The sequence below is a fragment of the Amycolatopsis thermalba genome (genome assembly GCF_023376025.1).
GTDB lineage: Bacteria > Actinomycetota > Actinomycetes > Mycobacteriales > Pseudonocardiaceae > Amycolatopsis_E > Amycolatopsis_E thermalba.
This window is the reverse complement of sequence record NZ_CP091196.1, coordinates 1,593,265-1,605,822: the sequence shown is the minus strand read 5'-3', so window position 1 is coordinate 1,605,822 and position 12,558 is coordinate 1,593,265. Positions and strand designations below refer to the sequence as shown.

10 protein-coding genes and 1 other RNA gene are annotated in these 12,558 nt (G+C 72.2%); 1 reads left to right on the top strand and 10 read right to left on the bottom strand.

Going from position 1 to position 12,558, the window contains the following annotated elements:
* Positions 1-2 precede the first annotated feature (2 nt).
* The 8 genes from L1857_RS07885 to rnpB all read right to left on the bottom strand — a co-directional run bounded on the left by L1857_RS07885 (position 3) and on the right by rnpB (position 9,420).
* Positions 3-1,001, bottom strand: coding sequence for a C40 family peptidase (locus L1857_RS07885; protein ID WP_094006771.1), 999 nt, complete (start codon positions 999-1,001; stop codon positions 3-5).
* Positions 1,002-1,004: 3 nt separating this feature from the next.
* Positions 1,005-1,601: a hypothetical protein gene (locus L1857_RS07880; RefSeq protein ID WP_094006772.1), complete on the bottom strand. Its 597-nt coding sequence runs from the start codon at positions 1,599-1,601 to the stop codon at positions 1,005-1,007.
* A 5-nt stretch (positions 1,602-1,606) separates the two neighbouring features.
* The gene (locus tag L1857_RS07875; RefSeq protein WP_094006773.1) at positions 1,607-3,667 is read right to left on the bottom strand and encodes a hypothetical protein; all 2,061 of its coding nucleotides are present in this window, start codon (positions 3,665-3,667) and stop codon (positions 1,607-1,609) included.
* Positions 3,664-6,549, bottom strand: coding sequence for an ATP-binding protein (locus L1857_RS07870; RefSeq protein WP_094006774.1), 2,886 nt, complete (start codon positions 6,547-6,549; stop codon positions 3,664-3,666). Before L1857_RS07870 ends, L1857_RS07875 begins: the two co-directional genes overlap by 4 nt.
* Positions 6,550-6,559: 10 nt before the next feature.
* Positions 6,560-7,015 carry a hypothetical protein gene (locus tag L1857_RS07865; protein ID WP_094006775.1) on the bottom strand — a complete coding sequence of 152 codons (456 nt, stop codon included), beginning with the start codon at positions 7,013-7,015 and terminating at the stop codon, positions 6,560-6,562.
* 18 nt (positions 7,016-7,033) lie between these two features.
* Positions 7,034-7,300 carry a hypothetical protein gene (locus L1857_RS07860; protein ID WP_094006776.1) on the bottom strand — a complete coding sequence of 89 codons (267 nt, stop codon included), beginning with the start codon at positions 7,298-7,300 and terminating at the stop codon, positions 7,034-7,036.
* 819 nt (positions 7,301-8,119) lie between these two features.
* Positions 8,120-8,992 (bottom strand): SCO6745 family protein, encoded by an 873-nt coding sequence (locus L1857_RS07855; RefSeq protein ID WP_205413299.1) that lies wholly within the window; start codon positions 8,990-8,992, stop codon positions 8,120-8,122.
* A gap of 40 nt (positions 8,993-9,032) precedes the next feature.
* Positions 9,033-9,420: RNase P RNA component class A (gene rnpB / locus L1857_RS07850), an RNA gene on the bottom strand.
* A gap of 88 nt (positions 9,421-9,508) precedes the next feature.
* On the opposite strand from rnpB, the gene L1857_RS07845 reads away from it, so the two are divergent.
* Entirely contained in the window at positions 9,509-10,735 is a 1,227-nt protein-coding gene (locus tag L1857_RS07845) for an SLC13 family permease (protein ID WP_249464750.1), read from the top strand.
* A gap of 7 nt (positions 10,736-10,742) precedes the next feature.
* Here the strand turns inward: L1857_RS07845 and L1857_RS07840 are convergent, their stop codons facing one another.
* Both L1857_RS07840 and L1857_RS07835 read right to left on the bottom strand, forming a co-directional pair.
* Positions 10,743-11,822: a bifunctional RNase H/acid phosphatase gene (locus L1857_RS07840; protein ID WP_116111491.1), complete on the bottom strand. Its 1,080-nt coding sequence runs from the start codon at positions 11,820-11,822 to the stop codon at positions 10,743-10,745.
* Positions 11,819-12,556 carry a zinc ribbon domain-containing protein gene (locus L1857_RS07835; RefSeq protein WP_094006780.1) on the bottom strand — a complete coding sequence of 246 codons (738 nt, stop codon included), beginning with the start codon at positions 12,554-12,556 and terminating at the stop codon, positions 11,819-11,821. The genes L1857_RS07840 and L1857_RS07835 overlap by 4 nt, the downstream gene beginning before the upstream one ends.
* Positions 12,557-12,558 lie beyond the last annotated feature (2 nt).

Below are 12,558 nucleotides of genomic sequence, written 5' to 3'. Positions count from 1 at the left end.
TTCTACACGCCGGGCCGGACTGCCTGCGGCACAAGCTCGTCTTCGTTCCAGGAGACCTTCCGGGTGTGCACCGGCACGCCGGTCTGCTGGGCCTCCACGATCTTCCCGTCGCCAAGGTACATCGCGACGTGGTGGATGGTCGCCGGGTTCGACGGGTCATACGCCCAGAAGAGCAGGTCACCGGGCTGGGCGTCACGCACCGGAAGCATCGCGCCGTTCTTGTACTGGTCGCGCGACACCCGGCTGAGTGTGATGCCCGCCGCCTCGTACGCCCGCAGCATCAGGCCGGAGCAGTCGTAGGAGTTCGGCCCGGTCGCGCCCCACACGTACGGCTTGCCCTGCTCCCCCAGCGCGAACTGGATCGCGGCGGCCGCGGCGTTGTTGGGCGGCAGCACGAGCCCCGCGCTCTGCCCGCAGCCGACCATGTCCGCGACCTGGCCCAGGTTCTCCACCAGGTGGGCTGCCATCTGCTCCCACTTGTGGTAGCGCTCGGGGAACGCCGACCGCTCGACGTCCTGCGCCGACGCACCGGGGCGCTGCTTGTCCCAGTCCGGCACGGTGAGCAGGACGTTGTAGAACTTGTTGATCTGGTACGGGATGTCCTGCAGCTGGGCGGGCGTGCCCCAGCCCATCGACGGCCGCATCTGGAAGATGCCCAGCGAGTCCCGGTCGCCGTAGTTCAGGTTGCGCATGCCGGACTCGGTCATGCCGGCCTGGATCGCGATCTGCCACGCACGCGGCGACAACCCGCGTTGTTTGCCGATTTCGATGATCTGGCTGATGATGTACCGCTGCTCGTCGTTGAGCTTCGCGGCCTGGGCGGCGCCCTGGTCGGTGCCGGGCACGCTCGGGCCGATCGCCGCGTCGCAGCTGACGTTGGTGTACGCGGCCTGCATCTGGGCCTGCTGCTGGTCGGTCACGACCTTGGTGACGACCCCGACGGTCGCGACCCCCGCGAAGAGCACGGCGACGAGAACGCCGACGAGGACACCGATCCGCATGGGTCAGCTCGCCTGGTCGTAGCCGGTGACGAGCCAGCCGGACGGCGTCTTCGCCACGGTGATCGACAGTTTCGGGCCGTCGGTCGGGACGAGCACCTCCACGGAACTGGTGTAGGACTTGGTGACGGTGGGTTCGCCGGTCACCCTGGTCGCCGGGATGTTCGCCGGGTCCACAGTGGACATCTCCGGCAGGTACTCCTCCGTCGTGAGTGGACGCAGGCCGTCCAGCCACTGGGCGTTGGTGATGCCGTCCGGGTGGGTGGCCCACGCGGTGGCCCACTGCTTGGCGATCCGCAGGGCCGCCGGGTCCGGCGCGGCGGAGGTCGGCTGGAGCAGCGGCGCGGTGAGGCGGGTGGACATCGGGGCCGGCGAGGAGCCCGCGCTGGTCGGGCTGCTGCCGGCGCCGGGGTCCTGGATGCGCACCGGCGTCGGCCCGGAACGGTTGGGGTTGCCCAGCAACTGCGGCACGACGATGCCGATGGCGACGATCAGCACGATCACCGCGACGGCGGTGCCGACGAGGTGGGCCGGCGAGCGCAGCGGGAAACCCCAGATGCGGCGGTAGACGGCGGCGCGGCCGCGGTTGGTCCGGATCGGCATCTACATCACCGCACGATCCGGTCGGTGTCACGGGAGTCGTCGCGCACCTCGAGCCCGCGGGAGGGGCGGTACAGCACGTGGACCGGCTTGCCGCCGACGAGCTCCTGCCCGGCGCGGCGGGGTTCCGGCCGCTGGGCGGGGGTGGCGCTCATGCCGGGCCGCGAGATGCGCGACGGGACGACGACGGGGTCGGGTTCGTCCCAGCCGCGGTCGTAGACGGGCGAGGTGTCCACGCGGCGGCTGGGCCGTTGCGCGACCGGCGGCATCCAGCCGTCCGCGCGGCGCGTGGTGCCCGGCGGGGCGGAGTAGACGAACGCGTCCGGGTCCGCGCCGTCGGGTGCGTAACCGGCGAAGGCGGGCTGGTTGCCGCCGCCGGCGGGCAGGCCGGGCCTGGCGTGTCCGGGCAGCGCCGGTCCACCGCCGGGCCAGGGCGCACCGGACCAGGCGGCCGCCGGGCGGGCGGCCATGGCCCCGGCGCCGTCGAGACGCTGGGCGGTGGCGAAGACGGTCGCCTCGGGACGCCCGCGGCCGGCGGACCCGGTCGGGCTGGCGACCTCGCTCTCCTCGCTCTCGCGGACGCTCTCCCAGAACTCGTCCTGCGGCGTGGGCCCCTGCTTCCTGCGGAAGCGGCTGAACAGGCCGCCGCTCGGGGCCGGAATGGAGGACCCGACCACGCCGACGGACATCTCGACCATCTGCCAGAGCCGACGCACCGGCCGCCCGACGAGGAACAGCAGAACGGTCACCAGCCCCGCCATGACCATCTGGGTGAGGATCGAGAGCGAGTTCCCCGCGGCGAAGATGGCCTGCAGCAGCAGGGCGTGCACACCGGCGAGCACCGAGAGGACGAGCAGGTTGAAGCCGACCGCCCCGAGCAACCGCGCCACGCGGCGCAGGATGTCGTGGTGGACCAGGGCCACCAGGCCGATCAACGGTGCCGTCAGGACGAACAACCGGATCAGCACCTGGGCCAGCAGCACGGAAGCCTTGGCCAGCAACTGGAACAAGGCGTAGACCAGGCTCTGGCCGAGTGCGAGGAACCCGGATCCCGTCCGGCTGCCACCCTCTCCGGTGAAGTACTGGGTCGCCGGACCGAGCTGGGTGGAGATGTTCTTGTACGCGGCCTTCTTCGCGTCCACCACACCCTGGTTCGCGTCGTCGCCGTTGCGGATCTGGGTCCACGTGAACGCCTGCGCGTCGAGCAGCGGACGCCCGAACTGCTGCGCCTGCGGCGCGTCCGGCGCGCCGAACTCCCCGCGCAGCCAGTTGTTGTAGATCACCTGGTTGTAGAGGTCCGTGGGCAGGACTTCGCGCACGATCCGGTCGCCCGAGTTGTCGACGAACCCGGCCTGGATGTTGGTGCTGGTCTGTACGATCGCCCGGTCGATGGGATCGAAGTACTGCAACATCGCCATCGACGACGCCGCCAGCCACACGGCGCCGAGGGCGTAGAGCCCGCGTTTGCTCACCGCGGACAGGTCCCCGCGCCAGATGTTGCGGAACATCATGATGGCGAGCACCAGCGCGAACAGACCGAAGAGCTGCGCGTAGACGTTGTTGTAGACCTTCTCCGCGCCCGATTTCACGGCGTTGTAGATCGGGTTGAGGAGCCCGCCCTCCATCACCGTGTAGTGCAGTGAGTTGGTGGCTCCCACGATGTTCTTGCCGATGTTGAAGAGCTGGTTGCCGGCCCAGGTGTCGATGGTCGTGTTCGGGCTGGTGATCCCGGACAGCGGACCGCAGTCGGTCTGGTACACGTACCAGACCGTCCCGGCGTAGCTGTAGTCCAGATAGGCGCTGCCGTTCTCGCCGTGCCGGGCAGGTGGGTCGAGAGCGCCCACCAAACCGGCACCAGGCCGCTCGGGGTTCGGCGCCTCACCACAGGACGCCGCGGAGGCTGATGGGGCCATGACCGTGGTCTGGAAACCCATCAGCAGGGCGACCGCCACCACGGCCGCCCAGCGGGGTGGTCTCTTCCGGCGGCTCCCGCGGTTCTTCAGGCCCCTTCGCAGGGCGTGCCAGCTCCCGGCCACGGCCAGCACGCTCAAGACCGTCACGAGCGTCATGCCGCGTCCCAGCCGCCGCGCTTGCCCGCGCCCGCCCGCTCGCCGTCGCCGGAACCCGGGACGTCCTCGGCGAGGATTTGCTCCTCCGTCAGCCCCAGGTCGCGTTCCGCGGCCAGCTCCAGGTCCGGCTCCAGCTCGTCGTCCGGTGGCGGGGACGCCACGTGCTGCTCCTCGCGCGGGGGTTCGGTGTCCCGGGCGTGCGTGTCCGCCGGCAGCGCGTCCTTCGAACCCGGCGTCGTGTCCAGGGACGCGCGCAGGTGGGCCAGGTGCGGCCCGGAGAAGTCCACCCGGATCCGCTCCACGCCACCGGCACCGTCGCCGAAGATGAACTGCCTCGGCTCGCGGTCGCGCTCCAGGCCGCGCTGCGCACCGGGCCGCCGGCCCAGCGACGCGACCACCTGCTCGTACCCGACGCCCACCGGCACCTTCAGCAGCCGCAGCGCGTCGGCCTGCGCCTCGTCGTCGTCGAGGCGCCCGACGAACACCGAGTCCAGCAGCGCGACGAAACCCTGGATCTTCAGGAAGTCCGCCGGGATCTGCGAGGACAGCAGCACCCGGACGTTCCACTTCCGCGAGTCACGCGCGAACCGGTTCATCAGCACCCGCCCGGTCGGCACCTCGGACAGGAAGAACGCCTCGTCGATCCACACGCCCTTGCGCAGGTCCTTGGGCTTTTCGTAGACCGACCGCTGCGTCAGCCACGCGGCCAGGTTCAGCATCTCGACACCGAGCGCCTCGGCGTCGGTCCAGTGCTCGCGGCCCACGCCGTCCTTGGGCAGCGTCAGCCCGGCCATCGTCAGCACCGTCAGCCGGTCGTCGCGCGTCTCCGAGTACGGGTCGGCGTCGTTCTCCGGGATCAGCAGCGACATGCGCTCACGCATCTCGTCCAGGAAGTCCGCCACCACCACCGCGTGCTCGTGGTGCTCGCTGGAGTCCCGGCGCAGCGCGTCGATCACCTGGCCCGGGTCCGCGTCGTACCGGCCGCCGACCGCGCGCACCGCCCGCAGCAGCACGATCCGGCTCTGCGGCATCCGCGCGACCTCGTACGGCAGCACCCCGGTGAGCACGTCCAGCACGAGCCGCCGCCGGGTCGCGCCGGCCAGCGCCCGCTCGCGCCGCCACGCCCGCTCCGGGTCCTCCTCGTCCATGAAGTGCTCGAGCAGCGGCTCGGCCACCACGCGGTAGGGGTTGAGGATGCCGGGTTGTGCATTCAGCAAGTTGATGGGCCGCGCGTACGGCCGGATCTCCGGCAGATCGCACAACCGGGACAGCGGGCCGGACGGGTCCAGCAGCGTCCAGTGCGCCCCGGCGCGCAGGGTCTTGTAGACGATGCCGCCGCCGAGGAACGACTTGCCGCCACCGAGACCGGCGACCATCGCGGTCAGGCCGGACCCGTCGCGGATCTCCTGCGCCATCCACGGGTCCCAGGCGACCGGGCGCCGGGTCGCGGTGACCGTCTCGCCGAGCAGGATGCCGCGCCGGTCACCGACCTCGGCCGTCGCCGTCGGCACCGCCGCCGCGGCCCAGACCACCGAACCCCGGCGCATGTACGCCGAGGACGACAGCGGCTCACCCGGGATGAACTCCCGCGCCAGCGCGTACTGCGCCTCCGGGTGCTCGATCGCGATCTTCGGCTTGTACAGGTCGAGCAGCTGCTGCGCCAGCCGCAGCGCCTCGCGCTCGGTGTCGCCGGACACCGCCAGCCGCCACCACGACCGCACGCGGGTCGCCAGCGCGGTGAAGCCGGAGGTCATCTCGTCGTCGATCTCGAGCACGCGCGTCGCCTGCCGCGCCAGCGACTGCGGCGGCTCCAGCTCGTGCTCGTCGGTGTAGTGCTTGACCTGCGAGCGCACCTTGTTCATCTGGCGCTGCAGCTCGCCGGCCACCTCCTCGGGGCGGCGCACGTAGATGCGGGCCGACCACTCCACCGAAGCCGGCAGCCGGTCCGCGTGCTGCACCCACGGGTCGTCGACCTCGGGGATCTGCAGGCCGTGCATCTGGCCCACGGTCAGCACCGCGAGGTGCCGCTGCACCCCGGCGTTGGACCCGGTGCGGCCGCGCACGGTCAGCGTCGGCGCGTACGGCTCGGCGTGGAAGTCCGCCGCGTCGGTGAAGCTGGCCAGGTCCTCCGGCTCCCACACCGCGCCGGGCACGGCGGGCAGATTCCGGGGCGCGGGCAGGCCGAGCGAGCACGAGCGGTGCATCAGCCAGGACATCTCCTCGGCGTGCACCGGGCGGCCCTCCAGCCCGGACGAGCCGATCACCTGGTCCAGGTGCTCGACCTCGGAGTCCAGCGCGGCCAGCTCGGCGTCGACCGCCTCGGGCAGGATGCGGCGCAGCAGCGGGGCGGCGCGCTCCACCGCGCGGTCGACGACGCGCCGGGTCTGCACCTGGACGCCGATGTAGACCTCTTTCTCCGCCATCGACCGGCCGAGCAGCTGCTGCTGCTCACCGATCAGGTAGTCGTCGAACGACAGCGCGCCGGGCACGTCCGGCGGGCGGCGGATGGCGTTGTGCACGTGGGCCTCGGCCCACATGCGGATCGGGTACGGCCGGGTGGTGACGCGCAGGTGCAGCCAGCGGCCCTGCAGCTCGGCGTACTGGCCGGCGATCGCGGCGATCAGGTCGCGACGCTGGGAGTCCGACCGGAACGACCACCGCTGCGGCGCCAGCCGGTACCAGGCGTAGACCTCGTTCTCGGTGCGCACCAGGTGCCCGTCGATGGTGCGCAGGGAGATCGACGGGGTGTAGCTGGGTATCGCCTGCTCACCGGGGAGCCGGCGGCCCTGCTTGCCGGGGGCGCGACCCGGCTGCGGCGGCCACTGCGCAGCCCCGCTGGGGTCGGACTTCCCGGCCTTCCGGCGTCCGCCGCTTCCGAACAACCTCTACCTCCTACCGTGGCGCCGAAGTGCGCGCGCCACGCGGTCGTGCTGGCTGGTGGTGAGGATGCGACCCCGCCGCGGCGAGGTGCCGTTTGTGCTTGGGCAGCGGCCGCTCGTTCCGCACGCGGATCTTCGTGGCCGTGACCGCACCGCCCTCTCCGGAGGTCTTCTCGCGGGGCGTCTGCAGCTCGCGCAGCCACATCGTCATGACCGCACCGAGCGGACGCTCGTGACTGATCTTGGCCGTGATCATCCGGGTGATCAAGATCGTGATGACGAACGCCCACGCGGTGGAGAAGAAGCCGAACCCGAAGCCGAGCTGCCGCTCCACGGCCAGGACGACGAGGAACACCGGGATGCCGACACCCCAGGCCACGTACCGCGCCCGCCACGGGAACGTCGCCTTCGGCGGGCCGAGCCAGACCGCGTCGACCCGGTAGACCTCGTCATCGGTTCGAATCCGCACGCGCGCTACCCCGCGCCGTCAGCTGGTGAACAAGCCGGCGATCCATTCGCCGACGTTGACGCCGAGCCCGCTCACGGCGAGGCCGACGATCGCGAGCGCGATCACCACACCGGCCAGGCGGCGCATGACGCCGGCGTTGTCGCCCTTGCCGCCACCGAGCCAGAGCAGCAGCAGCGCGACGGCGAGCAGGACCAGGGGAATGATGTTGTCGAGGAGCCACTGCTGGACTCCACGGGTCCTGATCTCGCCCTGCGCCAGGTGCTGCACAAGTGTCATCATGGTCATCGCGTACTCCCAGGTGCGAGGAGTGTGGGTGTCGGGTGGGTCAGCGCGGGGCGGGCCCACGAGGTCGGAAAGTTCGTCCGGTCTGTCTAGCCCATCATGGCGTCACAAGCTGTGACGGTCAAAGCGCTCTCTGTCGAACGGCAGTCCATCCACACCAGGCACAGTACGGCCACTTCTCCTGAACTCGTCGCCCTCCATCATCGTGGCAAGACCGCTCAGGGTTAACCCCCTGCACCCGGATTTCCTAGTGTGGGTAGGGACTCACCCACAGGCGCATTCCCGTTTCACTCTGGGTGCGCGGTATCGCTCCTCGATGGCGCGGACAACAGTGTGGCATGACCCGATCGGCCGCATGCCATGTACCCGGGCGTGACGACTTCTCCGGGCGAGTCGATCATCCGATCCAGCGAACACCGTCACCCAGCGCCCAAGTGGAGCCGTTTCGTCCTCACGATGTGTGATCGATACGCACTTTCGGGTGGACTCGAGTGTAAGCGCTCGCTGTGCGGAGTGCCGCGGTGTACCGCGGCGAGGTGAACAGTGCGGGCCCACCGGGTCGCGCGGAGGCGGCGAGCGCTTTCCGCGGCGAGCGGCGGTGACACAGGGCAAGGGCGAACGCTTTCCTCCTCACCGAACGTGAGAAGTCCGGCTCCGCGCGGCTGGGGCTGAGGGCGTTCGGCGGGCCCGGCGCCGTGAGAACTCGGGCTCCGCACGGTAGGGGCCGGGCGTTCGATAGCCGGGCGGCGCGCGCTTCCGCGCGACCGCGGGGCGTCGCACGTGCCATCGCTGGCGCGACCTCCGTGCCCACAGGCGCGAAGCTCAGGCCCGCGTCGCCGCGAAGATGCCGTCCGGGAAGGCGCCGTGTGCGACCGCGTGGCGGGCCAGTTCCCGGCCCAGCTCGTGCAGTCGCGCGGCCTTCTCGGCGCCCAGGTGGCGCCACGGGGCCACCGCGGAGGCGTTCGTCTGCTCCTCGAGGCTCTCGCGCAGCGCAGTGCCCTCCGGGGTGAGCCGGCCGTCCTCGTCGAGCAGGCCCTGGGCGCGCAGGTCCTCGACGCCGGCGTCCCACTGCTCGTCCGACCAGCCGCGGCTCGTCTTGGCGACCGGCTCCAGGAAGCCCTTCCCCGTCGCCGTGTAGGTGATCAGCGCGGCCAGCCCGCCCAGCCCGTGACCGACCAGCGCCGCGATGTGCCCGTCGCCCCGGTACTCACGCAACAGCGTCGCCGCGTGCCAGAGGACCAGGTGCGGCTCGGACGGCCACTCCAGCTCCGCGTGCCCCGCGTACAACGGGCGCCCCTCCGCCGTGCAGGCCGACGCCGCCGAGCGGGCCAGCTCCGCCGCCTCGGCCAGCCGCGGCGAGGTGATCAGCTCCTCCCCCAGCACGCGGCACAGCCCGGCGTCCGCCGCCGCCATCCGGGCCGGCAGGATCCGCTCCGGCGTGGCCAGCGTCCACGCCCGCGGGATGTGCCGGGCGACCAGCTCCGGGTTGAAGTTGTAGAAGGTGGCCGCGACCACACCCGCGCTCACCGTGCCCATCGGCGCGGCGCGGCTGGCGAAGTAGCCCATCCGGCCCGGCCGCAACCCGGCCTCGGTGAGCGCTTGCTCCGCCTCGGGCGCGAAGTAGACGAACGAGTGCAGCGGTTCGAGCACCCGGTGACACCGGAACGCGACGCCGCGGGCTTCTGCGTGATCCACCGCCCGACCCTAGGCCACCGGCGGGCCGGCGGGAAAGGGGCGGACGAGTTGGCCTGTAAGCCGGATCCTGTCCCGCGGCGCGAAGCCGCGGTGGCGGCCATCCATCTAGGCCTGCCGTCGCCGGCAGGCTCGAGCGGCCTACCCGCAGGCATCGGACGGGCCGCCCTCGATCGCCTGCGCAGGCGCCTCGCGGCGCCCTCTTGGCCTTGCTCCGGGTGGGGTTTACCGAGCCACCCCGGTCACCCGGGGTGCTGGTGGTCTCTTACACCACCGTTTCACCCTTGCCCCGGCCGGTGACGGCCGGAGCGGTCTGTTTTCTGTGGCACTGTCCCGCGGGTCGCCCCGGGTTGCGGTTAGCAACCACCCTGCCCTGCGGAGTCCGGACTTTCCTCGAGGGAGTGACCCCTCGCGACCGCCCGGCCAACTCGTCCGCCCACTCAGGGTAACCGTTCCCGCGCCGCGGACGGCGGTTGCCCTCCCGCCGGAGAACATCGGCCGGCGGGCTAGCGTGCGGGCATGGTCGCGGCGGTCGGGAGCCTCGGGGCGCTCGCCGCCGTTCTCGGGTTCGCCATGGCGCGTCCGCGGGGTCTGCCGGAGGCGCTGGTCGCGGTGCCCGCGGCGCTCGTCGTGCTCGCCGCCGGGCTGGTGCCGCCGGGCGAGGCGTGGGAACAGGTCACCGCGATGGCCCCGACGCTCGGATTCCTCGCGGCGATCCTCGTCCTCGCCGACCTGGCCGACCGCGAGGGCGTCTTCCGGTGGCTCGGCGCGCGGCTGGCCACCGCCTGCCGCGGCAGGACGCGGTGGCTGCTCGCGCTGACCTTCGCGGCCGCCGCGGGCACGACCGCGGTGCTGAGCCTCGACGCGACGGTCGTCCTGCTGACACCAGTCGTCCTGGCCACCACGAGAACCCTCGGCCTGCCGCCGAAGCCGCACGTGTACGCGTGTGCCCACCTGGCCAACTCGGCGTCGACGCTGCTGCCCGTCTCGAACCTGACGAACCTGCTGGCCTTCGCCGCGTCCGGGCTGACCTTCACCGGGTTCGCCGCGCTGATGGCGGTGCCGTGGCTGGTCACCATCGCGGTCGAGCTGGCGGTCTTCCGGTGGTTCTTCCGGCGCGACCTGACCGGGTTCGCGCCGCCCGCGGACGCCGGCCGGGAGGCGCCGGTCTTCGCGCTGGTCGTCCTCGGGCTGACGCTCGCCGGGTTCGGGGCCGGTCCGCTGATCGGGCTCGCGCCGGGGTGGGTGGCCGCGATCGCCGCCGCCGTCCTCGCCGTCCGGGCGCTGACGCTGCGGACGACGAGCCCGGTGCGGCTGGTCGTCGCGGCGAACCCGCTGCTCAGCCTGTTCGTGCTGGGTCTCGCGATCGTCGTCCAGGCGGTGTCGGACCACCTGCTCGGCGGCCCGCTGCGGGCGGTGCTGCCGGCGACGACCGGCCTGCCCGCGCTGCTGCTCACGGCGTTCGTGGCGGCCGCGCTGGCCAACCTGGTGAACAACCTCCCGGCGACGCTGATCCTGCTGGCGGCGCTCGGCCCGCACCCGGCTCCCGGAGTGCTGCTCGCCGTGCTGCTGGGCGTGAACATCGGCCCGAACGCCACCTACGTCGGCTCGCTGGCGACGCTGCTGTGGCGGCGCGTGCTCGGCCGGGACGCGCCCGGCCTGGGCGAGTTCACCCGGCTCGGCCTGGCGACGGTCCCGGCGAGCCTCGCCGCGGCGACCGTCGCGCTGTGGCTGGTGCTCCCGTGACGCGTGCTCAGGCCAGGTGCGAGATGTCGTTCACCAGCCGCACCGAGGCGTTGCCGTCCGGGTAGAACTCGACGATCGACAGCGACGCCAGGTCCAGGTGCAGCCGGAACAGCAGCGACGGGCCCGCGTCCAGACCCAGCCGCAGCAGGGACTTGATCGGGGTGACGTGGCTGACCACGACGATCGTCTTCCCGGCGTGGGTCTCGACCAGCTCGTCGCGGGTCCGGCGGACCCGCTGGTGCACCGCGTCGAAGCTCTCCCCGCCCGGCGCGGGCACCAACGGGTCGCGCAGCCAGCGGCCGTGCAGCTCCGGATCGCGCTGGGCGGCCTCGGCGAACGTGAGCCCCTCCCACTCGCCGAAATCGGTCTCCAGCAGGCCGGGGTGGGTCTCCACGCGGGCGCCGAGCGCGTCCGCCACCGCCTGCGCGGTCTGCTTCGTCCGGGTCAGCGGGGAGGCCACGATCGCGGTGTCCGTGCCCAGCTCGGACACCGCGGCCAGGCGCTTCGCGGCCGCCGCGGCCTGCTGCCCGCCGTGCTCGGTCAGCGGCACGTCACCGCGGCCGGAATACCGGCGGTCCACCGACATCGCGGTCTGACCGTGCCGCAGCAGCATCATCCGGACCGGCGTGCCCTGCGCGCCGGTCCACTTCTGCGGCGTCGTGCGCTCCGGCGCCGGGTCCTTGCCGGCCTGGGTGTCCATCGCCTCGTTGGCGAGCCGGTCGGCGTGCGCGTTCTCCGCGCGCGGGATCCACTGGTAGCTCACCCGCGCGAACCCGGCGGCCAGCTCGCGCGCCCGCTCGGCGAGCGGCTTCAGGGCCTCGTGCTTGATCTTCCAGCGGCCGGACATCTGCTCGACCACCAGCTTGGAGTCCATCCGCACGTCGACCTCGGTGGCCCCCGCCTCGGCGGCCGCGCGCAGCCCGGCGATCAGGCCCGAGTACTCGGCGACGTTGTTCGTCGCCACGCCCAGCCCCTCCTGGCGCTCGGCCAGGATCTCACCGGTCGCGGCATCGCGGACGACGGCGCCGTAGCCGGCCGGCCCGGGGTTGCCCCGCGAGCCACCGTCGGCCTCGACGACCGCTCTCACAGGCCCGACTCCACGGTGCGCACCAGGATCGCGCCGCAGTTCTCGCACTGCACGACCTCGTCCTCCGCGGCCGCCTTGAGCTCGGACACCGTGTTGCGGTCGAACTCCATGTTGCAGGCCAGGCACTTGCGCGCCCGCACCAGCGCGGCGCCGATGCCCTTGTGCGCGCGGACCCGCTCGTACAGCTTGAGCAGGCCCTCCGGGAACCGCGGCACCAGCTTGGCGCGGTCCTCCTCGCGGCGCGTCTTCGTGGTGTCCAGGTCCTTGAGCGTCTCGTCGCGGCGGCTCTCCACGTCGGCCAGCGCCTGCTCGGTCTTGTCCACCTCGGCGCCGGTGCGCTGCACGTCCAGGCCCAGCGCCTCGCGGCGCTCCATCAGCTCCAGCAGGTCGTCCTCCAGCGCGCTCTGCCGCCGGGCCAGGGTCTCCAGCTCGTGCTGCAGGTCCGCGACCTGCTTGGACGGCAGCGTGCCGCCGTCGATCAGCTTGCGGTCGCGGTCCTCGCGGGCGCGGACGGACTCGATCTCCTTCTCCTGGCGGGCGATCTCGCGGTCCAGGTCGGAGGCCGCGGTCTCGTGCCGGATCGCGGTGTCGCGCAGCTCGCGCAGGGTCTTCTGGATGCCCTCGATCTCGGCGAGCTCGGGCATGGTGCGGCGGCGGTGCTCGACCCGGGACAGCTCGGCATCCACTTTCGCGAGCTCGAGCAGCTGACGCTGGACGGCTGGCTCTGCCTTCACTG